Source organism: Promicromonospora sukumoe 327MFSha3.1 (genome assembly GCF_000385135.1).
In the GTDB taxonomy this organism is placed as follows: Bacteria; Actinomycetota; Actinomycetes; order Actinomycetales; family Cellulomonadaceae; genus Promicromonospora; species Promicromonospora sukumoe_B.
Map to the genome: position 1 here is coordinate 599,231 of NZ_ARQM01000011.1, position 22,741 is coordinate 621,971.

Here is a 22,741-nt window from a genome sequence, read left to right on the forward strand (position 1 = left end):
AGAGGTGCTCAGGGGAGCGGGGCGTGCGCGCCCGTGCGCGGGCCGAGGGCCGCACCCGTCGCCAGCAGCACGCCGCCCAGGCAGAGCAGCGCGGCCACCGCGGTCCGCTCCCCGAGCGCGGCCTGCAACGGCGGCAGGTAGTACGGATAGAGCGCGGGCAGCACGATCGACAGGCTGTAGCCGACGCCGTAGCCGCTGGACCGGACCGCCGTCGGGAAGCGCTCGGCGAGGTAGGCGCCGACCGGTCCGTACCCGCTCACGGCCACCACCTGCAGGGCGACCACCAGCAGCACGGTGACCGGCACGGCGGACGTCGTGAACACCCCGGCGTACGTCACGGGAGCGGCGACGGCGGCCACCACGCCCGCCGCCACGAGCGTCGCGCGCCGGCCCGCCGACGTCGACACGTGGCCGAGCGCCAGCATCGTCCCGGCGGACACGGCGGTGCCGCACATCATCATGAACGAGACGGCCCGCGCGTCGAGCTCCCCGGCGCCCTGCAGCGCCGTGGCGAGCGTCGGTACCGACATGTTGGTCAGCAGCCACAGTCCGGTCATCATGAGCAGCACCTGGCCGAGGGCCCGCCGGTGGGCGCCGAACAGCACGTCCCGCAGCGGTCGCGGACGCTTGGCGGTACCGGTCCACGCGGCGGAGTCGGCCACCCCGCCACGGCGGTAGTACCAGAGCATCGCCCCGGCCAGCGCGGCACCCGCCAGGAACGGCAGGCGCCAGCCCCACGCACTGTACGACGCCGGGTCGAGCACGCTCAGCAGGAGCAGCACGAGCGCCGAGATGGTGGCGTTGGCCAGCGGCGACATGCTCATCGCCGTCCCGCTGAGCAGCCCTCGGCGGTGGGGCGCCGACCACTCCATGGCCAGCGGGATCGCCGACGTGTACTCGCCGCCGATGAAGATGCCGCCGAGAAAGCGCAGCGCCACGACGATCGCCAGGGTCCCCGCGCCGAGCACCTCGTGACCGGGCACCAGCGCGATGAGCAGCGTGGTCAGTGCGACGCCGGCCAGGGCCACGCGGGTGGTGGAGGTGCGGCCGATGCGGTCCGCGAGCGGGCCGAAGAGCGCGGCTCCGAGCGGGCGGCCGAGCAGCGTGGCGACGAAGACGAGCCCGGCGTTGGCCGCCAGGGCGTCGGACCCGAACAGGTCCGCCGAGGCCGGGGCGAGCGCGACGACCGGCAGGAAGATGTCGAACTGGTCCACGTAGTTGCCGCCGATGCCACCGCGGACGGCACGGCGGGCGGCGCCGGGGTGCGGTGGTCCGCCGGCTCCGGGCGCACCGGCGGGGCTGGACGGGCTGGACGGTACGGGCGCGTGGGCGGGTTGCTGGGCAGCGGTCACCGAGGCTCACTTCCTTCGCCGGAATGACCCGGAGCAGGTTCAACGGTCGACGCGGCGTCAGCGTCCTCTCAGCCCGTGCCTCCGGGCTCCCGTGTGGTCGGCGCCACCCTAGCGCCTCTCACGTGTCAGACGTACAGATCCCTCGGGTGACCTGTGTGTCTGACCCGTGGTCAGCCGAGGTCGGGCACGGGGCCGGTCGTCGTGCCCTCGACCAGGCTGACCGGCAGCATCACCGACTCCGGCTGCTCGCCGGCCAGCAGCGCGATGACCGCGAGCCCGAGCGCGCGGCCCTTCTCGACCAGCGGCTGGTGCACGCTGGTGAGCACGTCGGGGGAGAGCCACGGCAGGTCGAGCCCGTCGAACCCGGCTACCGACACGTCCTCGGGCACGCGCAGACCGAGCTCCCGCGCCGCGATCACGGCGCCGGCCGCGAGCAGGTCGGAGTGCGCGATGATCGCCGTCGGGCGGTCCCGGGCGGGTGCCCACTCGGAGAGGATCTCGGTGGCGGCGTCCCGCCCGTGCTCCACGAGCGAGGCGGGCGTCTCCCACGACATGACAGGCTCGATCACGTCGCGCACGCCGGCCAGACGGTTGCGGGTGGGGGTGCGCTCGGCGGCGGCGAGCCGCTCGGCGTCGACCAGTCCCGACCGCTCGTCGCGCCCGAACGGCAGCGCGATCTCCGCGATGCGGGTGTGGCCCAGCTCGACCAGGTGCCGCACGGCCTCGGCCGCACCGCGGCGGTCGTCGACGCCGACCACGGGCACCCCGGGCACCTCGTGCCCCTCGCCGATCACGACCGGCACGCCCCGGCGCTGCAGCGCCGCCAGGTTCGGGTCGCCCTCCAGGATGCCCCACACGAGCACGGCCACGTCCATCGCGGCGGCCTCGACCAGCGGGTCGACGGCGGCGGGCAGCCCCGCCTCGGCCGCGAGCCCGACGGACTGCGCGGTGGCGCCCTGCGGCATGCCGGGCACGAGCAGCACGCCCAGGCCCTGCTCGCCGATCGCGGAGACGAGGCCGTGCAGCACCTGCGTGGACACCGGGTCCCGGAACGACCGGCCGAGCTGGTCGCCGATCACCACGCCCACGATCCCGGAGCGGCCCGACCGGAGCTGGCGCCCCAGCGGGTTGGGCCCCGAGTACTCGAGCTCCCGGGCGGCGGCCAGCACCTTCTCCCGGGTCTCGGGCGTGATCGGTCCCGCACCGGAGAACGCGAGCGAGGCGGTGGACACGGAGACACCTGCCAGCTCGGCGACCTTCGCGAGGGTCGGTCGGCCAACGGTCTGGCGGTTCATCGCGGTTCCTTCTCTCGCATCGGGCACCGGTGGTGCAGGACCCGGGTATCTGCTGGGCTGATCCCAGATTGTGGCTTACGGTCGGGAGATTCAATCGCACCAAGGAGTTCCGTGCCTACTGCACACGCCGCCGCCCGCGCGGTCTTCGTCGTCTTCGCCGCCAGCGGGTTCGCGTTCGCGAGCTGGGCATCGCGCCTCCCCGCCGTCCGGGACGGCCTCGGGTTCTCCGAGCAGGAGATGGGCATCCTGCTCCTGACGGGCTCCATCGGATCCGTCGCCGCGATCCCGCTCTCGGGCCTCGTCGCGGAGCGGATCGGCACCGCGCGCACCGTGCTGTCGTTCTCGGGCCTGCTCGTGGCCGGGCTCGTCGTGGCCGGTTACGGCGTCGCGTCGGACGAGCACCTCGCCGTCCGCGGCGGCCTGATCCTCTTCGGGGTGGGCGCGGGGGTCTGGGACGCCGCGATGAACCTCGAGGGCGCCACCGTGGAGCAGCGCCTCGGGCGTGCGGTCATGCCGATCTTCCACGCCGGGTTCTCGTTCGGCACCGTCCTCGGCGCCGGCATCGGCGCCCTCGTGGCCACCGCCGGCGTCCCGGTCCTGTGGCACATCGTCGCGGCGGGCGTGGTCGCCTTCCTGTCCGTCGTGGTCGCCACCCGGTTCTTCACGCCGCGTGCGCTCGCGGCCGCCGTACCGGACGACGCCGTGGGCGCGGCCGGCGCGGACGGCGCCGACCCGGCCGAGGTGACCCCGCCGCCGTCGGGCGTGGCCGGCCTGCTCGCCGCCTGGCGCGAGCCGCGCACCCTGGCGATCGGCCTCGTGGTGCTGAGCGCCGCACTCACGGAGGGCGTCGCCAACGACTGGGTGAGCCTCGCGGTCGTGGACGGGTTCGGCACCTCCGACGGCATGGGCGCCGTGGGCCTCGCCGTCTTCCTCACCGCGATGACGACGGCCCGCCTCGCCGGGACGCGAGCGATCGACCGGTACGGACGGGTGCCGGTCCTGGTGATCTCTGCTGCGCTCGCATTCGTGGGCGTGCTGACGTTCTCCCTGGTCCCGGTCCTGTGGCTCGCGCTGATCGGGGTCGGCCTGTGGGGCCTGGGCGCCGCGATGGGCTTCCCGATGGGCATGAGCGCGGCGTCCGACGAGCCACGCCGGGCCGCGATGCGCGTGGCCGCCGTCTCGACCATCGCGTACACCGCGTTCTTCGTGGGCCCGCCGCTGATCGGCTTCGTGGCGCACGCGACGGGCTACCGCCTCGCGGTGCTCGTGCTGCTCGTCCCGATGGCGCTCGGGCTCGTCGTGGCCCGCTCCGTGCGGCCCCTGCCGACGGCGGCAGGTGTGAAGAGGTAGCGGGGATCACAGCGGCGGGTATGCCCAGGCCAGGCCGCGGAAACCGAGCACTGAACACGTCTGCGGACACCAAAAGGTTCCAGAATTGGCAGACATCACCCACGCCATGTCGAAGATGTGCACAAATCCAACGCGTCGGGTAGATAGGCTTGCACGGTGAGCCCATACCCGGCAGACACCGTCCAGGCACAAGCGGTGGTCCCCAGCCTCGCCGACCTCACCACCCTCCGTGTTGGTGGGCCGGCAGCCTCGTACGTCGAGGCAGAGGAAGAGGCCGCGATGATCGAGGCGGTGACCGCCGCCGACGACGCCGGCGTGCCGCTGCTGGTCGTGGGCGGCGGCTCCAACCTGCTGGTGGCCGACGAGGGCTTCGGCGGCGTGGTCGTCCGGGACGTCCGCACCGGGATCACCGTCGAGTCGGACGACTCCTGCGGCGGCGCCGTGGTGACCGCACCCGCCGGCCAGAACTGGGACGAGCTGGTCGCGCGCGCCGTCGACGAGGGCTGGGTCGGCATCGAGTCGCTGTCGGGCATCCCGGGGACGGTCGGCGCCGCTCCCGTGCAGAACATCGGCGCGTACGGCCAGGAACTGTCCGGCGTCGTCTCCCTGGTCCGCACCTGGGACCGCGGGGACCGCCGGGTACGGACCTTCTCCGTCGGCGAGCTGCGCTTCGGGTACCGCACGTCGCTGCTCAAGCGCTCCATGCACGGCGAGGGGCGCGAGGGCATCAAGGGCGAGGGCGACCCGCGTGCCCCCTGGTACCCGTCGCCGCGCTACGTGGTGCTGAGCGTCCAGTTCCAGTTCCGGCTCGGCACGCTGTCCGCGCCGGTGGGCTACGGCGAGCTGGCCCGCCGCCTCGGCGTCGAGGTGGGGCAGCGCGCCCCGATGAAGGACGTCCGCGAGACCGTGCTGGGCCTGCGCGGCGGCAAGGGCATGCTGCTCGACAGCCCGGGCTTCGACGGGGAGCCGGACCACGACCGCTGGAACTCGGGGTCCTTCTTCACCAATCCCGTGATCCCCGTGGAGCACCTGGAGCACCTGCCCGAGGACGCCCCGCGCTACCCGGTCCGCTCCGCGACGCCGGAGACGACCACGGGCCCGAGCCTCGGCGCCATCGACCCGACGCTCGTCAAGACCAGCGCCGCGTGGCTCATCGAGCACGCGGGCTTCGCCAAGGGCTTCGGCCTGGCGGGGGAGCACAGCCCCGCACGGCTCTCGACCAAGCACACGCTCGCGATGACCAACCGCGGCGGGGCCCGCACCGAGGACGTCATCGCGCTCGCCCGCGCGGTGCGCGACGGCGTCCGCGACCGGTTCGGCGTGACCCTCGTGCCGGAGACCGTCCTGATCGGCGTCTCCCTCTAGCCCCTGCGCGATCACGTGTCAGACGCTCAGGTCACCCGGGTGACCTGAGCGTCTGACACGTTCTAGTAGACGACTACGGGCGTGCCCGACGGGGCGCCCCAGGTGTCCCAGATCCAGTCCATCGCGCCGTTCGACACCCGCACGCAGCCGTGCGACGCCGGGAACGCCGGCACCGACGCCGACCCGTGCACCGCGATGCCGCCCGTGAAGAACTTGGGCCGCCACATGTCGCCGAGCTCCAGGCCCGACGCGTACATCCGGTTCTCCTCGCGGTACACCGCGAACGACCCGCGCGGCGTGTACGCCGTGTAGGTGTTGCCCTTGGCCTGGTACGTCTCCCCGTTGCCGGACGACGCGTTGATGACCTTGACGACCTTGCCGTTCTCGACGGCGAGCACGAGCTGCCGGTCGATGTCGATCTCCAGCACCTTGCCCGACGACGTCTGCGCCTTCGGCACCACGCCCTTGTCGGCCGCGGCCTGCGTGGCGTCACCCACCACGCCGTCCCGGTACAGGCCGCCGGCCTTCTGCAACGCGAACACCGCCTGCTGCGTCTCGCCGCCGTACGCCTTGTCCACGGAGGTCACGAAGTACCCGAGGTCCTGCAGCCGCTGCTGGAGCTTGCCCACGCGGTTGCTGCTCTCGCCGTACTCGATGTAGTCCGGCTTCTCGGGCTCGTCGTCCTTGCCGCCCTTGCCGTCGCCCTTGTCGTCGGACTTGCCCTCGTCGGAGCCCTTGCCGGAGCCGCCGTCGTCGTCCGCGTCGTCCCCCGACCCGTCGGCGTCCTCGTCGCCCTGGCCGGACCCCTCGTCCGTGCCCTCGCTCGCGCTCTCCGACGGTGTGGCGCTCGGCTCGGCCTCCGCGGACGGCTCGCTCGCCGTCGGCTCCGGGCTCGGCGAGCTCTCCTCGGGCGCGGACGCGCTCGGCGAGCTCGTCGTCCGGTCCGCCTCCGCCGGGGGCTCCCGGTCGTCGCCGCAACCGGACAGCAGGGTCGCCGCCAGCGCCACCGCGCCCAAGGTGCCGACGACCCTCTTGCCCACGGCGCGGCTGACCGCACCGTGGCCGGACCTGCTGTGCACAACCCGCATCGTGACTCCTCCTCGACCGCGCCTGCTGGGGGTGGCGCGGCACAACACCCGCGAGACGACGTCGTCCCCCCGCGAGTGTCCTGTATCTCTAACCGACGCGCGGCGGATCAGGATCGTTGGGACAGTCGATCGTCACCCAATCGTGACTGTTCCGCCTGCGGGGAGCCGAACCGGCGCGGCGGCGGGGTCCGGGGCCAGCAACCAGGCGTCCACCTCGGCCAGCAGTCGCGCCTTGGTCGACGACGACGCCCGGCTGGCCCGGATCGACGACGCCGCCAGCCCCGCGAGCTCCGCGTCCGTGAACCCGTGCGCGTCGCGTGCGATCTGGTACTGGTCCACGAGCCGCGACCCGAACAGGAGCGGGTCGTCCGCGCCGAGCGCCACGACGGCGCCCGCGTCCACCAGGGTACGCAGCGGCACCTCGCTCGCCTCCCCGTACACCCCCAGCCCGATGTTCGAGCCCGGGTTCACCTCCAGCGCCACGCCGCGGTCCACGATCTCCGCGAGCACCCGCGGGTCCTCCGCGGACCGCACACCGTGCCCGATCCGGTCCGGCACCAGCTCGCGCATGACCTCGCTGATGTGGTCCGGCCCGAGCAGCTCCCCGCCGTGCGGCACGGCGGCCAGCCCGGCCCGGCGAGCGATGTCGAACGCGGGACCGAACTGCGACGTCTCCCCGCGGCGCTCGTCGTTCGACAGCCCGAAGCCCACGACCTCGCCGACGCCGTCGCCCGCGTACCGGGCGGCGAGCCGCGCCAGCGTGCGCGCGTCGAGCGGATGCTTCATGCGCGACGCCGCGATGATCACGCCCACCTCGATCCCGTACGCGGCGCTCGCGGTCCTGGCGGCGTCGATCACGATCTCGACGGCCGGCGTGATGCCGCCGACGAAGGGCGCGTAGGAGGTGGGGTCGACCTGGATCTCCAGGCGGCCCGAGCCTTCCGCGGCGTCGTCGGCCGCCGCCTCGTGGACCAGGCGGCGCATGTCGCCCTCGGACCGCACGCAGGCGCGTGCGGCGTCGTAAAGGCGCTGGAAGCGGAACCAGCCGCGCTCCGTGGCGGGCAGGCGCAAGGGGTCGTTGTCGATGAGCGCATCGGGCAACCGGACGTTGTACGCGGCAGCCATGTCGACGAGGGTCGGCACCCGCATGGATCCGGTGAAGTGCAGGTGGAGGTGCGCCTTGGGAAGAAGTGCGAGGTCGCGCATCTGCGTAGTCTGGCAAAGCAGCGTGCTGCTGGCAGCCGCGATCGTGATACTCCGCACTACTCACACACATCGCGCCGACCATCTTTGGTGTGCGCGCTCTCCGCTACGTATCCTGAGAAGAACATGCCGCAGATAGCCGAAATGACTGATTTGCTCGATCCGCAACGATGGACCCCGGTGAACCAGTGACTGAGAACAACACGGGCGAGGCCGACGCAGCCGACCTCCCGGTGCACGTCGTCCTCGGGGGCAGGTACGAGCTGGTCGACGTCCTCGGCACGGGCGCGACGTTCACCGTGTACGACGCGCAGCGGGTTGCGGTCCCGGAGCCCGAGCCGGGCGACGAGGACGCGGCGTCCGAGGCGGCTGACGCGACCGACGTGACCGAGGCGGACGACGGTGAGGCCGCCGGCGCGGATGCGGACGGCGACGAGGCGAAGGCTGACGAGGCGAAGTCCGGCGATGCCACGGCTGACGAGGCCGACTCCGGCGACGGTTCCGGCAGCAAGGACGGCGAGCCCGACGCCGCGTCCGACGTCGACGGTGAGCCGGCCGCCGGGGCAGAGGGCGACCCCGACGCGACGGCCGAGATCGCCGAGCCCGCGGAACCCGAGGCCGACCCCTTCGACGGGCCCCTCGTGGTCAAGGTGCTGCACCCGCACCTGGTGGACGACCAGAACGCCCGGGCCTCCCTGCAGCGCGAGGTCGACGCGTCGGCGCTCGTGACGCACCCGGGCGTCGTGAAGGTCCTGGACTCCGGCGAGGAGGACGTCGCGGGCGCGAGCGTGCCGTGGACGGTCATGAACCGCGTGCCGGGCATCTCCCTGTCCGACTACGCCGGGGACAGCGGCCTGCCCTGGCGGGACGCGCTCATGATCATCGACGGCCTGCTGGAGGGCCTCGCCGCGGTGCACGCGGCAGGTCTGGTGCACCGGGACATCGCGCCGCGCAACGTGATGGTCGACAAGCAGCCCGACGGCACGTTCGCCGTCGGCCTGCTGGACCTCGGGCTCACCCGGCCCGCCGGTGGCGACGGCGAGGGTGCCACGGTGGCCGGATCGGTCATCGGCATGTCGCCCGAGCAGGCGCGCGGCAAGCCGCTCGACGCCCGGAGCGACATCTACGCCGTCGGCGCGCTCGCGTACTACACGCTGACCGGGCACGCCCCGTTCGAGCGGGCGCAGGCCGAGGACGTCCTGCGGGCGCACGTGAACGCCCCCGTGCCCGCGGCGTCCGCGCGGCGCGCGGCCGTCCCGGCGTCGGTGGACCGCCTCGTGTCCCGGGCCATGGCCAAGGACCCGAACCGCCGGTTCCCGACGGCCGACTCGATGCGCGAGACGGTCACGATCCTGCTCGGTGGCCCCGCGGGCCGGATGGGCACCAGCGGCGAGACCATGCAGCTCGGTGTGGGCGCGGGCGGCACCGAGGTGATCGACCCGGTGACCGGCGCACCCGGGTCCGGCACGATGGTGCTGGGCCCGGCGACCGACCCGGAGGACCGCACGACCATGGTCGCCGCGGTGGGGGCTGCCGGCGCCGCCGGTGCGCTCGCCGCCGACCCGGCCGCCGCGTCCGTGCCGCCGCCGCTCGCGCCGCCGGAGGAGGAGCGGTCCTTCTGGCAGAAGATGACCACCGGCCGCGGCCGCGTGGTCACGATCATCGTGTTCGCGCTGCTCGTGTTCGGCGGGGCCGGCCTGGTGATCGCGAACATGATGGGCGACAACGGGCCACAGGGGGTCACGCCGAGCGAGAGCCCGTCGACCCGGGAGCCGTCGCGGTCGCCCTCACCGTCGCCGACCCCGAGCGACACGGAAGAGGTGGCCCCGCCGCCGGAGTTCACTCCGCGTCCGTCGCCGACCCCGTCGCCGACCCCCACGCCGTCGCCGACGCCCACCCCGTCGCCGACACCTACGCCCACGCCGACGGACCAGCCCACGGAGGAGCCCACCGAGGAACCGACCGAGGAGCCGACGGAGGAGCCCACGGAGGAACCGACGGAGGAGCCGACGACTCCGGTCGAACCGTCGACCAACCCCAGCGGCGGCGGGCAGGCGGACGGCGGCACCAACAACCAGCCCGCAGGCAGCCGCTAGCCGCGGGTCGCCGGCCGCCGGCGCCACGCGAGGGCGCCCTGGTCCCACGACCAGGGCGCCCTCGGCGCGTCACAGCTCCTTGAGGCGCTCCTTCAGGGCCATGGCGGCGCGCGCCCGGAGCATGGGGCCTTCTGCCTCCTCGTCGGACGACGCCTCCGCGACCGTCGCCATGTGCGCCGCGAACCGCGCGTCCGCGGCGGCGAGGGTCGCGTCCGGGTCTGCGCGGTAGGCGTCGCCGACGTCGTCCAGCGCGCCGTCGTGGAAGGTCACGCCCATGGTGTCGATCGGCAGCACCATGTCGTAGATCGCCGAGGCGACAGCCGCCTCGACGCGTGCCGTGATGTCGATTTCGCCCGAGTTGTTCATGCGGGCAACCTATCGGCCGCCTGGCGCGCCGTCCTGGAAAGACGCCGTTGTCCGTCCCGAAGGGGTCAGGCGATCCAGCCGCGCTCCCGGGCCACCGTCACGGCGGCCGTGCGGTCGGCGACGCCCAGCTTGGCGAACGCCCGGATGAGGTGCGTCTTCACCGTGGCCTCCGTGATCGACAGCTCCCGCCCGACCTCGGCGTTCGACCTGCCGCGCGCCACCAGCGTCAGGACCTCGGACTCCCGCGCGGAGGGCCGCTCCGCCGCGGTGCGGACCGAGCTGACCAGGCGCGTCGCCACGCTCGGCGCCAGCACCGTCTCGCCGCGGGCCGCCGCGCGGATGCCCGCGACGAGCACGGCCCGCGGGGTGTCCTTGAGCAGGTAGCCGGTCGCCCCGGCCTCGACGGCGCGCAGGATGTCGGCGTCGGTGTCGTACGTGGTCAGCACCACCACCCGGGGCCCGGTGCCCACGATCCCCGCGGTCGCGGAGACGCCGTCGAGCACGGGCATCCGCAGGTCCATGAGCACCACGTCGGGCGCGAGCTCCCCGGCCAGCGCGACGGCCTGCTCCCCGTCGGCGGCCTCGCCCACGACCTCGAGATCGTCCTCGACCGCGAGCATGCCCGCCAGCCCCGACCGCACCACCGGATGGTCGTCCACCACAAGCACCCGGATCATCGCGCCACCCCCTGTGTCCCGTCCTCCGCCCGGACGGCGTTCCCGCCGTCCGGCGCCGTGCCCTTGTGCCCGTCCGCACCCGCACCCGCGCCCGTGCTCGTGCCCGGTACGGCGGCGTCGACCGGGACCCGTGCCCGCAGCGTCGTACCGCTGCCCGGCGTGGAGCTGACCGACAGGGTGCCACCCACCGACCGCACCCGGTCGCGCATCCCGGCCAGCCCGAACCCGTCGTCGACGTCGGGGCCGAAGCCCTGCCCGTCGTCGGCCACGGTGAGCGTCACCGCCCCGTCGGCCTGGGCCAGACGCACGCCGACGATCATCGCCCGCGCGTGCCGCCGGACGTTCGACAAGGCCTCCTGGGCCGCCCGCAGCAGCACCACCTCGGTCGCCGGCGGCAGCGGCCCGACGCCGCTGGCCTCGAAGCTCACCACCTCGTTCGTCTCCAGGGCGTACCGCTCCGTGAGCCGCCCCAGCGCCTGCGGGAGCGAGGCGTCCTGCAGTGCCACGGGGGCGAAGGCAGCGACCAGCGCCCGGGCCTCGGCCAGGTTCTCGCGCGCCGTCTCCTCGACCACGCGCAGACGTTCCCGCGCGCCGCCGTCGTCCCCGTGGTCCAGGGCCGCCGTCGCCGCCTGCGCCTGCATGACGACGCTCGTGAAGCCCTGGGCCAGCGTGTCGTGGATCTCCCGGGCGAGGCGCTCGCGCTCGGCCACGACACCCGCCTCGTGGTTGGTCCGGGCCAGCTCCGCCTGCGCGGCACGCAGCTCGTCGAGCAGGCGCGCGTGCTCCTCGGCGCGCCGCATCGCGAGGTGGAACCAGAGCCCCAGCCCGATCGCGAACAGGAGCGTCACGAACATCTGCGGCACCACGTCGAGCACCACGTCCGGCGCGAAGTCGTAGGCCGCGACGATACCGATCGTCACCGACACGGTGAGCGCCGCACAGCCCACCACGCCCTGCTTGATCGACTCCAGCAGCATCCACACCTGCGCGAACGCGATGAACATCAGGAACGTCGCCACGCCGGCCTGCGATACGGCCACCCCGGTGGCCAGCACCAGCACCACCAGGTAGGCCAGGGCCGGGCCCCGCTGCCGGGTGCGCGCCGCCCGGGCTCCCCACAGCAGGTACGCGATCACGAGCGCCGCCAGCGCCGCACAGGCCACCACGAGGTGCGTGCCGCGCGTGCCCTCCAGCACCAGGGCGGCCGCGGTGAGCGCGACGATCACGCCGAACGCCGCGTCCCACCACCGCACCTGCTGCTCCCACCCGGCGTACAGGAGATCGGCGGGGTCCCCGCCGCTCGCCGCGTCGTCGCGCCCTGCGCCGCGAGTTTCGTCAGCCGTCATCGTGTCGTCGCCACCGGAACGTCCGGGTGCCGACCACGAGCGCCACCACCAGCCATGCCGCCAGTACAGCAGCAGTCGCACCGTGCTGCCAGGAGCCGGCCGGCTCCGCCGCCGCGAACGCCTCCGGCAGGAACACCGACCGCATGCCCTGCGCGATCCACTTCAGCGGGAAGATCGACGACAGGTCGAGCATCCAGCCCGGCAGCTGCGTGACCGGGAAGAACACGCCCGACGTGAACTGCAGCACCAGGAGCGGTGTCACCACCACGGCGCTCGCGGACCGGCCGGAGCGCGGCACCGACGAGTACGCGACGCCGCACACGGCGCCGGCCGCCGTCCCCAGCACGAACACCCACGCGAAGGTGATCCAGCGCGCCGGGTCCTCGGGCAGGGGCACGTCGAAGGCGACTGCCGCGACCGCGAGCAGCAGGGCGGTCTGTGCGAGCACCGTCACCAGCGACAGGAGCACCTTGCCCAGAAAGTACGACGTCGCGGGCAGCGGCGTGGCACGCAGCCGCTTGAGCGTCCCGTCGTCCCGCTCGACGGCGATCGACATCGCGAGCGTCTGGTAGGTCGAGAGCATGACGCCGGTCGCGATCATCCCGGGCAGGAAGTACTGCGCGAAGCTGACGCTGACGCCGTCCGAGACCACCGGGTCGTCGTCACCGAAGACCGCGGAGAAGATCGCGAGCATGATGATCGGGTACGCGAACCCGAAGACCATCGAGTCGCGTTCGCGGAGGAACTGCAGCAGCTCCACGCCGCCGCGCACCAGGCCGAGCCGAAGCGTGCCGGGCAGTCGCCTGGCGGTGCTCGCCCCGGTCCGGGCAGTCCTGCTCGTCGCAGCAGCCGTGCTCATCACGCCGCCTCCTCGGTGTCGATGGTGCTCTCGCCGATCAGGGACAGGTACACGTCCTCGAGCGTCGGGCGGGTCACGGACAGGCCGGGCACCTCGCCGTCCGGCCCGGCGGCGGCGATCAGGCGCGCGACGGCGGCCGTCGGCCGGTCGGTCCGCTCGGTGCGGCGCACGCCCTCGTCGTCCCACGCGACGACCGGGGTGCGGGCCCCCGGCCCGCCGAGCGTCTCGGGCGTGCCCTCGGCGACCACGACGCCGTCGCGCACGACGACCACGCGGTCCGCGAGCTGCGCGGCCTCGTCGAGGTAGTGGGTGGTCAGCAGGATCGTGGTGCCGTCGTCGCGCAGGCCGGTCACGAGGTCCCAGAAGGAGCGCCTGGCCTCCGGGTCGAACCCCGTCGTGGGTTCGTCCAGGAAGAGCAGCTCGGGTCGGCCCACGATCCCGAGGGCCACGTCGAGCCGCCGCCGCTGGCCGCCGGACAGCCCGCGCGTCCGCGCCCTGGCCTTCTCCGCGAGCCCGACGGCGGCGATGACCTCGCCGGGGTCGCGCGAGCCGGGGTACGCGGCGGCGGTGGAGCGCACCTTCTCCAGGACCGTGAGCTCGCTCAGGTCCCTCGAGTCCTGCATGACCACGCCGATGCGGGCCCGCCAGGCGCGGCCCGCGTGCCGGGGGTCCTCGCCGAGCACGGTGACGTCGCCGTCGTCCCGGTCGCGGAACCCCTCGAGGATCTCGACGGTGGTGGTCTTTCCGGCCCCGTTGGGGCCAAGCACCGCCACGATCTCACCGTGGGCGACGTCGAGGTCCAGCCCGGCCACGGCGTCCTTGAACCCGGTACGGGCGGTGCCGTACCGCTTGCGGAGGCCGCGTACCCGCACGGCCGACGATCCGGTTGTCTCCATGTCCCGAGCATGCTCCGCGGGGCACCTCCGGCGGGACGCCCGTTCGGCTGCATCTCGTGTCCGTCGTCCGGTGGACAGCGCTCACCCGGTGACCTGCGAGGGGCCCCGGGGAACGAGTTCGACCTACGGCGCTGGGTACCGTACAGTTGTGCCTCGGTGATCGAAGCTCACCTGATGCGGCGTGCCTCTCCAGGGCACGCGGTGGTCAGGACCGGGTAACGAACACATAGGGTAGTGGCGCAATTGGTAGCGCAGCGGTCTCCAAAACCGCAGGTTGCAGGTTCGAGTCCTGTCTACCCTGCCAGCGTGAACCCCAGCGGGGCCGCGCGCAGCGGGCCCACGTGAGTGGACCTGGAACGGCAGTCCGCGCCGCCCGGCGCGCCGGGCCACAGGAGTGGGGTAGCAGTGAGCGACACCGAGGTGATCCAGAGCGCCGCGGAGCGTCCGAGCAAGGGCGGCGGCAACATCTTCGCCCGGATCGCGCTCTTCGTGCGCCAGGTGGTGGCCGAGCTCAAGAAGGTCGTCTCGCCGACGCGCTCCGAGCTCATCACGTACACGACCGTCGTGCTCGTCTTCCTGGTCGTCGTCATGATCTTCGTGGTGGCCCTGGACTACGCCTTCGGCATGCTGGCCGGCTGGGTCTTCGGCTGATCGTCCCTCTCGGAGACGACGGCTGAGGCGGTCGTCGGCGGGCCCGTCGGACGGGCCTCACGCCGGTCCGGGTGCGCCGGACCAACACATGCGGCACGCTGCGCAGTACTTCGCTGTGATCGTTCTCGCCCGTCGCTGATTGTCCCTTCGCGGTACTTTCGCGCGACAATGGCCGGACACAGCTCGTAGAAGTACGCACACCCGTGCCGGGCGCAGCCCCGGCGCACGAAGAGAAAGCAGGTTCGTTTCGTGTCCCAGGACTCTCTGGACCAGACGGAGAACGTCTCGCCGGCCGACGGCGACGAGACGGCCGTCGACGCGCCCCTGGACGCCGAGAACGCTGACGTGCCTGCGGACGCCGAGACCCCGGCCGAGACCGTCGAGGACGAGGTCGAGGACGACGTCGCCGACGAGCGCCCCGCTGACGCCGACGGCGACGTCATCGTGGACGAGGTCGAGGAGTTCAAGCGAACCCTCCGCGGCCAGTTCGGCGACTGGTACGTCATCCACTCGTACGCGGGTTACGAGAAGCGCGTGAAGACCAACCTCGAGAACCGCATCCAGAGCCTGAACATGGAGGACTACATCTTCCAGGTCGAGGTTCCGATGGAAGAGGTCGCCGAGATCAAGAACGCGCAGAAGAAGATCGTGAGCCGGGTGCGCATCCCGGGTTACGTCCTCGTGCGCATGGACCTGACCGACGAGTCGTGGGGCGCCGTGCGGCACACCCCGGGCGTCACGGGCTTCGTCGGGCACACCCACCAGCCCGTGCCGCTGAGCTTCGACGAGATCTACTCGATGCTCGCGCCGTCGATGCTGCCGCAGGCCGGCCAGCAGGTCGGCCAGCAGGCACCTGGTGGCGGCACCATCACCAGCTCCGGCAAGGCTCCGGTCCACGTGGACTTCGAGGTCGGCGAGTCGGTGACCGTCACGGACGGTCCGTTCGACACGCTGCCCGCCTCGATCTCCGAGATCAACGTCGAGGCCCAGAAGCTCAAGGTCCTCGTCTCCATCTTCGGCCGGGAGACCCCGGTCGAGCTGGGGTTCAACCAGGTCGCCAAGATCTGATTCGTCCGTACCCCAGCACTTGCAACCGGGTCATCGCCCACGGCGTAGGCCCATCCAACAGAAGGTAGTGAACGCATGCCCCCGAAGAAGAAGGTCTCCGGCCTCATCAAGCTGCAGATCCAGGCCGGCGCCGCGACGCCGGCTCCGCCGATCGGCCCCGCGCTGGGTCAGCACGGCGTGAACATCATGGAGTTCTGCAAGGCGTACAACGCGGCGACCGAGTCGCAGCGTGGCAACGTCATCCCGGTCGAGATCACCGTGTACGAGGACCGCTCGTTCACCTTCATCACCAAGACGCCGCCGGCCGCCGAGCTGATCAAGAAGGCCGCCGGTGTGGCCAAGGGCTCCGCGACGCCGCACACGGTCAAGGTCGCCTCGATCACCAAGGACCAGGTCCGCGAGATCGCGACGACCAAGCTTCCTGACCTGAACGCGAACGACCTCGACGCCGCGTCGCTGATCATCGCGGGCACCGCCCGCTCGATGGGCATCACCGTTTCCGAGTGATCCCCCCGGGGCTTCCGCCCCGGACGAACCACCACCAGTGGCAGGGCCGGTCGGCCCGCTACGACCACAAGGAGAGAACATGGCAAAGCGCAGCAAGGCGTACCTCGCCGCCGCGGAGAAGATCGACAGCGAGAACCTGTACTCGCCGCTCGAGGCCATCCGCCTGGCCAAGGACACCGCCACGGTCAAGTACGACGCCACCGTCGAGGTCGCGTTCCGGCTGAGCGTGGACCCCCGCAAGGCGGACCAGATGGTCCGTGGCACGGTCAACCTGCCGAACGGCACGGGTAAGACCGCCAAGGTCATCGTGTTCGCCAACGCCGCCAAGGCGGAGGAGGCCCGTGCGGCCGGTGCCGACGAGGTCGGTGGCGACGAGCTGATCGAGAAGGTGGCCGCCGGCTACACCGACTTCGACGCGGCTGTCGCCACGCCGGACCTCATGGGCAAGGTCGGTCGCCTCGGTAAGGTCCTCGGCCCCCGCGGTCTCATGCCGAACCCGAAGACCGGCACCGTGACGATGGACGTGACCAAGGCTGTCACCGACATCAAGGGCGGCAAGATCGAGTTCCGCGTCGACAAGCACGCGAACCTGCACTTCATCATCGGCAAGGCTTCGTTCTCCGAGGCCCAGCTGCTGGAGAACTACGTCGCCGCGCTCGACGAGGTCCTGCGCCTCAAGCCGTCGTCGTCGAAGGGTCGCTACATCAGCAAGGCGACCATGACCACCACGATGGGCCCCGGCATCCCGCTGGACCAGAGCAAGACCACCAAGCTTCTCGAGGAGCTCTCGGCCTGATCCGAGCGCCCCGAAAGCGCAGAGAGGCCCGCATCCCGCAAGGGATGCGGGCCTTTTTGAATTTTCATCAGGATCATGTATCGAACCGGGTGGTCCCACCTCTTGTCTGATGGGCGGCAGGAAGCCGACGTGAGCCGAGGAGAGAGGAGTGCCTGATGGGCACTGTTTTCTCCCTCCCCGGATCCGTGTGCTCGGCCGTAGACTCGGTTGGTCCAAGCGCTCCACGTCCGGCACGCGACGTGGAAACATCCGCCAGCAGAGAATCCCGTGGTGCAATGACAGGATCAAGGGAGGCCCTGCCCGACGTCGACGGGTCCGGTCTCACGCTCGGTGATCGCGCGGCGATCGCCCTGACCGAGTACCGCGCCGGAAACCACCAGGCGCTCGGCGACCTGGTGCGCGAGGCGACGCCGCTGCTGTGGCACACGGTCCGCGCGCAAGGGGTCGACCGCGATGCCGCGGACGACGTCGTGCAGAGCACCTGGGTCGCGTTGGTACGCCACGCCGAGTCGATCGCCGAGCCGAAGGCCGTGCTGAAGTGGCTGCTGGTCACCGCGAAGCGCGCTGCCTGGGAGGCGGTGCGCAAGCACCGTGACGACGAGAAGCGCCGTACCGAGCTGCCGGACGACAGCCCTGAGCATCCGATGGCTCTCCCCGCGAACGACCCGCCCCCGGACGCCGAGGTGCTGCGCGACGAGCGCGACCGCATCCTCTGGACGTCCCTCCAGAAACTTCCCGGACGCTGCCAGGAGCTGCTGCGTCTGGTGTCGCTCGCCGACCGGCCGGACTACCGGTACATCTCGGCGGCGATCGGAATGCCGATGGGTTCCATCGGTTCGACTCGTGGCCGCTGCTTGGCGAAGCTGCGCACCATCCTCGATGAGCAAGGGGACTTCTCGTGGACCTGACGCCGGAACCCAACCAGGACGACGAGGCCGTGGGGCACCTCTCGTTCGACCCGAAGGGCGTGCTGGACGCCGAGGACGGCGCCGTGCTGACCCGGCTCGCGCGCGCGGTCGGGGCCGTGGACCCGGTGCCGGAGGGGCTCGTCGAGCGGTCGCTGTTCGCGATCACGCTGGCGGGTCTCGAGGCCGACATGATGGAGGCCGTCTACCTCGACGCTCCGCTCGCGGGCGTCCGGGGGGCCGCCGCGGCGGCCCGGGCCGACGACGCCGCGCCCGCCGAGGCGAAGACCATCACCTTCACGCACGACTCGCTGACCGTGATGATCACGCTGTCCCCGTCCGCCGGCGGACGGGTCCGGATCGACGGCTGGGCCGCACCCGCGGCCGGGCTGGACGTGGAGCTGCACCGCCCCGGGGTCGACGTCGTCACGACGGCCTCCGACGAGGACGGCCGGTTCGCCTTCGACTCGGTGGAGCGCGGGCGCGCGAGCCTGGTCGTCCGCCGCACCGACGGCGGTGGCGGCGCCGTGAGCACGCCGATCATCGAGCTGTGAACCGCTGAACTGCTGAACTGCTGAACTACCGAGTGTTTGATCTGGCCGAGGGGCGCGGCGGGATCTGTCGAGCAATCGTCGTCGATGGAGAGGTATTGCTGTGAGCGAGCCCATGCCTGAGCCCGAGCTGCGCGTCCGTGACCACGCCGGGGGGTGGCGGCCGGTCCGGGAGGTCGATCCGGAGTCGTACCGGCTCCCGGGCGGCGGTCGTGTCGCGCCGACCCGATACGTACAGGACCGTGTGATCGTCCGCGGCGACGCCGAGGGCGGCCACAACGCGCTGCTGGACCTGATCACCACCCGAGCGCGCGAGCAGGGCATCACGGTGACGACCAGCGACTTCGTCCAGGCGCAGTCCCGCGCGGGCGCAGGCGTGCTCCACGGGCGGCCCGACGTCGAGGTGCGGCTCGACGACGTGAGGGACGACTGGGACGCGCTGGGGCTCATGGTGGCTGTCGCAGAGGACGCCGGCGAGAGCCGGGCTCGGCTGACGCTGGACCACGTGATCACCGGACACAAGAACAAGGGCGGGTTCGGCGACCCCGACGAACGCATTCCGGCGGTCTACCCGGGTGCCGCGCCGGTCCGTACCCCAGACGGGGCTTCACCGCTCGTGACGGCCGGGGGAGTCGAGCGCCCCGTCGTCGCCGTCCTCGACACCGGGATCGGTGCCCACTCCTGGTTCGACGAGCCCCGTACCGTGGTGCTGCGCGATGCGCTCCTCGACGGTCAGCCGATCGGTACCTTTCCGGAAGAGGACGTCGACGCCGAACGGGACGGCCGCCGGGACGGCCCCGCATCGCCTCTCGACACTTTCGCGGGCCACGGCACGTTCATCGCCGGTGTGGTGCACCAGATCTGCCCCGACGCGGCCATCTTGCCCGTTCGCGTGTACGGCGGTGCGGGAACGGTGTCCGAGTGGGACTTCGCGCGTTCGCTGGAGAGGCTGCTCGAGTTCCATCTGCGAGGCCTCGCTCGCGTTCCGGGCTACTTTCCCGTCGATGTCGTGGTGATCGCCAGCGGCTACTACCTGGAGCACCCTGAGGACGATGACGACTACGAGGGCATCTATCGTGGGCGGCTCCGTGACCTCCGCCGAGCCGGTGTCCTCGTGGTGGTTTCTGCGGGCAACGACGGCTCGGCCCGCAAGTCGTTCCCTGCGGGCTGGGCGCCGCCCGTGCGGCGGACCGCTGAGGGCACCACACCCGTGGACCCGAGCGACCTGACGCCGGGACATACGCCGCTTATCGCTGTCGCAGCATCCAACCCGGACGGTACGCTCGCAGCGTTCAGCAACGACGGACCGTGGGTCGCGGCAGTGCGCCCCGGGGTCAACGTGCTGAGCACGATGCCTACGACGTTCGACGGTGCGTTGCGGGGCGAGCGGACTGCGGACGGTTTGCGGCACACGATCGATCTGGACGACTTCACGCGTGGGTTCGGCACGTGGAGCGGTACGTCCTTCGCGTCACCGCATCTCGCTGCGCAGCTGGCCGCGGCGCTGTATGCGCGGCGCAGCGCCGGAGAAGTACCGGCACACGACCCGCAGGGCCGTGTCCGTGATGCCTGGCATGCTGTTGTCGAGGTCGGCGATCTCTACTCGGAGATGCCTGGAGTGCCAGTCTGATGTCGTGAACGGGGAGGTGGGCAGCATCGATCTGGTCGCGCTCACCGAGCGGTTCGAGCGGGCACGCGAGTGGAACCTTCGTGCGCGCCCGAAGGTGGCCTTCCGTGAGTTCCGGGACCTGCTGGAAGACCTCGGACGGGAGGGCCGGGCAGCCCTCGACGACACAGCACTGGAAGAGTGGGTCTGGCTCACCGCGAGGTCCTGGATGGGCCTGGCGCAAGCCGAGTTCGCGCTGTCGGGCGACGCGAGGGCGGCGATCGCCTCGCTCGACAACGCTGTTGCCGCGGCGGGCGCCCTCACCGGGTCCGAGCGCGAGCACGTCGAGGCGGTCGCGGCCGGGCAGCGAGGAATGATCCTGCTCCACGCCGGTCAGATGCGCGAGGCGATCCCGCTCTTCGACAGGGTGCTCGAGGTGAGCCATCACGAGGCGCATCGTGACCGAGCGATGGCTCACCTGAATCGTGGCGTGGCCTATTCGGACCTCGGCGCCTTCGACCAGGCGCTGGCAGACGACCTGGCCGCTGCTCACCACGCCGAGGCGTCGGACAACCACAGGCTGGTCGCGTTCGCCCGTCACAACGCCGGATTCGATCTGAGCATGCTCGGGGACCTCCCCGCGGCCCTCGCCGAGATGGCGGCCGCGCGGGAGCTCGCACCGGACCAGGACGACGGCATTCCGCTGCAGGGGCGCGCCGAGGTCCTCTACGGGGTCGGGCTGCTCGAGGAGGCGGAAGCCCTCCTGAGCGAGGCGATACCGCAGCTGCTCAAGGCCGGTCTCCGCACGGACCGCGCCATCGCCGAGTACTTTCGCTCCAGGTGCCTGCTGGCGCTGCGACGCTTCGACGAGGCGGCCGCGCTCGCCGTGCGAGCCCGGAAGCACTTCCTGGCCGTCGGTTACGAGCAGTGGGCGGCGCTCGCTCGTGTCCTCGAGCTCGAGGCCGCACTCGCACCCGTCCGGAACGACGCGCAGACGCTGCCCCAGGCCGTCGTCCGGCGCAGAGCGGCGCAGGCGCTCGCCGTCGCCGTCGAGGGTGATGCGGCAGGGCCCGTGCTCGGTCAGCATCCCGGTCACGCGGCGAGGCTGGTCGCGGCGCAGTGGCTGCTCCTCGCCGGGGACCGGTCCGGGGCGCGGTCAACGCTCGCCGAGCTACCGCGAGGCCTGGTCAACGCCCCGCTGACGATGCGGATCCAGCACTACACCGCTCGAGCGGAGCTGGCTTTCGCGACCGGGGACCGGGCGACCGGGCTGCGCGCCGTCCGGTCGGGCCTGGGCCTGCTCGCCGACCACCGTAGCCGCCTCGGGTCCGTCGAGTCCGTCACGGCCGCCGCGGCGCACGGCGTCGACCTGACCCGCGTCGACGTCGTCGCGGCGGTCCGCACCGGCAGGCCGGCCGCCCTGTTCGACGCCCTGGAGCGCGGTCGCACCACGTTCGCTGGGACCGGCCGCGTCACCCCGCCCGACGACCCGGAGGCGGCCGCGCTGCTGACCGAGGCACGCGGCCTGCTGGCACGGGCCCGCGAGCTCGGCGCGGGCTACTCCAAGGAGCGCGAACGCCTCACCCGTCGCGCGAGCCGCATCCAGGACGAAGTGCGGGAACGCTCCTGGCGGCACGCCGGCAACGCCGGCGCCGCGCAGCGCCCGGTCACCGCCCGCGAGGTGCGCGGCGTCCTCGCCGGGACGCGCAAGGAGACCGTCGTGGCCAACTTCGTCGCGATGGACGGCATGCTCCGCTGCGTCCGCGTAGACGCCGCCGGCGTCACCACCGTCGACATCGGCTCCGCCGACGAGGTCATCGAGCACGTCCGCCGCCTGAACGCCGACTTCGCGATGGCCGCCAACGACCTGATCCCGGCCCCCTTGCGCGCCGCGGCGTCTTCCTCGCTGGCCCGCAACCTCAAGGCGCTCGACGCCGTCCTGCTCGCGCCGCTGCGCGCCGACGGCGACCTCTACGTCGTCGGCCGCGAGCCCCTGCTCAGCGTGCCGTGGGCCGCCCTCCCGTCCCGCGGCGGCCTGCGCACCTCCGTCAACTCGTACGTCGCGCGCGGCCGTGCGCACGCCCGGCCCACCGGTGAGCACCGGCTGCTCGCCGCCTCCGGCCCCGGCGTCCGCCACGGCGCCGCCGAGGCGCGCGGCGTGGGGGAGCAGTGGCCCGGCGCGACCGTCCTGACCGGCAAGGACGCCGTCACCGAGCAGGTCCGCACCGCCCTGGCCACCCACGACGTCGTCCACCTGGCCACCCACGGTCAGCACGACGCCGACAACCCGCTCTTCGCGAGCATCGAGCTCGCCGACGGCCCGCTGTTCGCCCACGAGCTCGACGGCACGCCGCTGCCCGGCTCGGTCGTGATCCTGTCGTCCTGCGAGGTCGGAGGTTCCACCCAGGTGCTCGGCGGCGAGCTTCTCGGCCTGACCTCGGTGCTCCTGCGCCTGGGCGCCCGCGCCGTCATCGCCTCGGTCGCCAAGCTCTCCGACGAGCTCGCCGCACGCGTCATGCCCCGCCTGCACGCCCACCTGCGCGAGACCGACGACCCCGAGGCGGCGCTCGCGGCCGCGCTCCGCGACGTCGCCGAGCCCGTGCCCCTGGTCTGCTTCAGCTCGGTCGAAGGCCTCGCCGCCGGGTGAATTCACGGGCGAGGCCCAATCCTTCACCTGGGCCAACGTCCTGACCTGCACCGTCGCGGCGCACGATGACAGGCCGCCCCGCGCCCCGCTATCGTTTCCCGCCCGGTGTCCCTCGGG

Annotated in this window: 20 protein-coding genes, 1 tRNA gene and 1 riboswitch; of the genes, 12 read left to right on the forward strand and 9 right to left on the reverse strand. The window is 72.4% G+C overall.

The window, feature by feature from the left end; all coding sequences use genetic code 11:
* Positions 1-8: 8 nt before the first annotated feature.
* On the reverse strand, positions 9-1,352 hold the full coding sequence (locus H291_RS0116345) for an MFS transporter (protein ID WP_020016084.1): 1,344 nt from the start codon (positions 1,350-1,352) through the stop codon (positions 9-11).
* A riboswitch (TPP riboswitch) is annotated at positions 1,346-1,455 on the reverse strand. It overlaps the preceding gene by 7 nt.
* Before the next feature lie 67 nt (positions 1,456-1,522).
* Positions 1,523-2,647 (reverse strand): LacI family DNA-binding transcriptional regulator, encoded by a 1,125-nt coding sequence (locus tag H291_RS0116350; RefSeq protein WP_020016085.1) that lies wholly within the window; start codon positions 2,645-2,647, stop codon positions 1,523-1,525.
* A gap of 111 nt (positions 2,648-2,758) precedes the next feature.
* Here H291_RS0116350 and H291_RS0116355 point away from each other — a divergent pair, with 111 nt between their 5' ends.
* A complete protein-coding gene (locus H291_RS0116355) occupies positions 2,759-3,997 on the forward strand; it encodes an MFS transporter (RefSeq protein WP_020016086.1) in 1,239 nt (412 codons plus the stop codon).
* A gap of 156 nt (positions 3,998-4,153) precedes the next feature.
* A complete protein-coding gene (locus H291_RS0116360; RefSeq protein ID WP_051109508.1) occupies positions 4,154-5,362 on the forward strand; it encodes a UDP-N-acetylmuramate dehydrogenase in 1,209 nt (402 codons plus the stop codon).
* A gap of 62 nt (positions 5,363-5,424) precedes the next feature.
* Here H291_RS0116360 and H291_RS0116365 read toward each other — a convergent pair whose 3' ends face one another.
* Both H291_RS0116365 and H291_RS30470 read right to left on the reverse strand, forming a co-directional pair.
* Entirely contained in the window at positions 5,425-6,450 is a 1,026-nt protein-coding gene (locus H291_RS0116365; protein WP_157237098.1) for a L,D-transpeptidase family protein, read from the reverse strand.
* A gap of 132 nt (positions 6,451-6,582) precedes the next feature.
* A complete protein-coding gene (locus H291_RS30470) occupies positions 6,583-7,656 on the reverse strand; it encodes an adenosine deaminase (RefSeq protein WP_051109509.1) in 1,074 nt (357 codons plus the stop codon).
* Positions 7,657-7,841: 185 nt separating this feature from the next.
* On the opposite strand from H291_RS30470, the gene H291_RS32675 reads away from it, so the two are divergent.
* A complete protein-coding gene (locus tag H291_RS32675; protein ID WP_020016090.1) occupies positions 7,842-9,749 on the forward strand; it encodes a serine/threonine-protein kinase in 1,908 nt (635 codons plus the stop codon).
* Positions 9,750-9,818: 69 nt separating this feature from the next.
* On the opposite strand, the gene H291_RS0116380 is transcribed toward H291_RS32675, so the two are convergent.
* The 5 genes from H291_RS0116380 to H291_RS0116400 all read right to left on the reverse strand — a co-directional run bounded on the left by H291_RS0116380 (position 9,819) and on the right by H291_RS0116400 (position 13,893).
* A complete protein-coding gene (locus tag H291_RS0116380) occupies positions 9,819-10,115 on the reverse strand; it encodes a hypothetical protein (protein ID WP_020016091.1) in 297 nt (98 codons plus the stop codon).
* Positions 10,116-10,180: 65 nt separating this feature from the next.
* Positions 10,181-10,792 (reverse strand): response regulator, encoded by a 612-nt coding sequence (locus H291_RS0116385; RefSeq protein WP_020016092.1) that lies wholly within the window; start codon positions 10,790-10,792, stop codon positions 10,181-10,183.
* On the reverse strand, positions 10,789-12,138 hold the full coding sequence (locus H291_RS0116390) for a sensor histidine kinase (protein WP_020016093.1): 1,350 nt from the start codon (positions 12,136-12,138) through the stop codon (positions 10,789-10,791). The genes H291_RS0116385 and H291_RS0116390 overlap by 4 nt, the downstream gene beginning before the upstream one ends.
* The gene (locus tag H291_RS0116395; protein ID WP_026365829.1) at positions 12,128-12,997 is read right to left on the reverse strand and encodes an ABC transporter permease; all 870 of its coding nucleotides are present in this window, start codon (positions 12,995-12,997) and stop codon (positions 12,128-12,130) included. The genes H291_RS0116390 and H291_RS0116395 overlap by 11 nt, the downstream gene beginning before the upstream one ends.
* The gene (locus tag H291_RS0116400) at positions 12,997-13,893 is read right to left on the reverse strand and encodes an ABC transporter ATP-binding protein (protein WP_020016095.1); all 897 of its coding nucleotides are present in this window, start codon (positions 13,891-13,893) and stop codon (positions 12,997-12,999) included. Before H291_RS0116400 ends, H291_RS0116395 begins: the two co-directional genes overlap by 1 nt.
* Before the next feature lie 228 nt (positions 13,894-14,121).
* Here H291_RS0116400 and H291_RS0116405 point away from each other — a divergent pair.
* From H291_RS0116405 to H291_RS0116445, 9 genes are all read left to right on the forward strand, one after another.
* A tRNA-Trp gene (locus tag H291_RS0116405) sits at positions 14,122-14,197 on the forward strand.
* Positions 14,198-14,298: 101 nt separating this feature from the next.
* The gene (gene secE, locus H291_RS0116410) at positions 14,299-14,544 is read left to right on the forward strand and encodes a preprotein translocase subunit SecE (protein WP_020016096.1); all 246 of its coding nucleotides are present in this window, start codon (positions 14,299-14,301) and stop codon (positions 14,542-14,544) included.
* A gap of 249 nt (positions 14,545-14,793) precedes the next feature.
* Positions 14,794-15,612 carry a transcription termination/antitermination protein NusG gene (nusG, locus tag H291_RS0116415; RefSeq protein WP_020016097.1) on the forward strand — a complete coding sequence of 273 codons (819 nt, stop codon included), beginning with the start codon at positions 14,794-14,796 and terminating at the stop codon, positions 15,610-15,612.
* 75 nt (positions 15,613-15,687) lie between these two features.
* The gene (gene rplK / locus H291_RS0116420; RefSeq protein WP_020016098.1) at positions 15,688-16,119 is read left to right on the forward strand and encodes a 50S ribosomal protein L11; all 432 of its coding nucleotides are present in this window, start codon (positions 15,688-15,690) and stop codon (positions 16,117-16,119) included.
* Between the two features lie 79 nt (positions 16,120-16,198).
* Positions 16,199-16,915: a 50S ribosomal protein L1 gene (gene rplA, locus H291_RS0116425; protein ID WP_020016099.1), complete on the forward strand. Its 717-nt coding sequence runs from the start codon at positions 16,199-16,201 to the stop codon at positions 16,913-16,915.
* A 275-nt stretch (positions 16,916-17,190) separates the two neighbouring features.
* Positions 17,191-17,823, forward strand: coding sequence for an RNA polymerase sigma factor (locus H291_RS0116430; protein ID WP_020016100.1), 633 nt, complete (start codon positions 17,191-17,193; stop codon positions 17,821-17,823).
* Positions 17,814-18,374, forward strand: coding sequence for a hypothetical protein (locus tag H291_RS0116435; protein WP_020016101.1), 561 nt, complete (start codon positions 17,814-17,816; stop codon positions 18,372-18,374). The genes H291_RS0116430 and H291_RS0116435 overlap by 10 nt, the downstream gene beginning before the upstream one ends.
* Before the next feature lie 100 nt (positions 18,375-18,474).
* Positions 18,475-20,001, forward strand: a complete 1,527-nt coding sequence (locus H291_RS32680) for a S8 family peptidase (RefSeq protein WP_020016102.1) — start codon at positions 18,475-18,477, stop codon at positions 19,999-20,001.
* 4 nt (positions 20,002-20,005) lie between these two features.
* Positions 20,006-22,624, forward strand: coding sequence for a CHAT domain-containing protein (locus H291_RS0116445; protein WP_020016103.1), 2,619 nt, complete (start codon positions 20,006-20,008; stop codon positions 22,622-22,624).
* Positions 22,625-22,741 lie beyond the last annotated feature (117 nt).

What these genes read in the sequence shown, in the direction of transcription:
- H291_RS0116350 (WP_020016085.1), bottom strand. Translation starts at nt 2,647, where the DNA reads ATGAACCGCCAGACCGTTGGCCGACCGACCCTCGCGAAGGTCGCCGAG.
- H291_RS0116365 (WP_157237098.1), bottom strand. Translation starts at nt 6,450, where the DNA reads ATGCGGGTTGTGCACAGCAGGTCCGGCCACGGTGCGGTCAGCCGCGCC.
- H291_RS30470 (WP_051109509.1), bottom strand. Translation starts at nt 7,656, where the DNA reads ATGCGCGACCTCGCACTTCTTCCCAAGGCGCACCTCCACCTGCACTTC.
- H291_RS0116380 (WP_020016091.1), bottom strand. Translation starts at nt 10,115, where the DNA reads ATGAACAACTCGGGCGAAATCGACATCACGGCACGCGTCGAGGCGGCT.
- H291_RS0116385 (WP_020016092.1), bottom strand. Translation starts at nt 10,792, where the DNA reads ATGATCCGGGTGCTTGTGGTGGACGACCATCCGGTGGTGCGGTCGGGG.
- H291_RS0116390 (WP_020016093.1), bottom strand. Translation starts at nt 12,138, where the DNA reads ATGACGGCTGACGAAACTCGCGGCGCAGGGCGCGACGACGCGGCGAGC.
- H291_RS0116395 (WP_026365829.1), bottom strand. Translation starts at nt 12,997, where the DNA reads ATGAGCACGGCTGCTGCGACGAGCAGGACTGCCCGGACCGGGGCGAGC.
- H291_RS0116400 (WP_020016095.1), bottom strand. Translation starts at nt 13,893, where the DNA reads ATGGAGACAACCGGATCGTCGGCCGTGCGGGTACGCGGCCTCCGCAAG.
- rplK (WP_020016098.1), top strand. Translation starts at nt 15,688, where the DNA reads ATGCCCCCGAAGAAGAAGGTCTCCGGCCTCATCAAGCTGCAGATCCAG.
- rplA (WP_020016099.1), top strand. Translation starts at nt 16,199, where the DNA reads ATGGCAAAGCGCAGCAAGGCGTACCTCGCCGCCGCGGAGAAGATCGAC.
- H291_RS0116430 (WP_020016100.1), top strand. Translation starts at nt 17,191, where the DNA reads ATGACAGGATCAAGGGAGGCCCTGCCCGACGTCGACGGGTCCGGTCTC.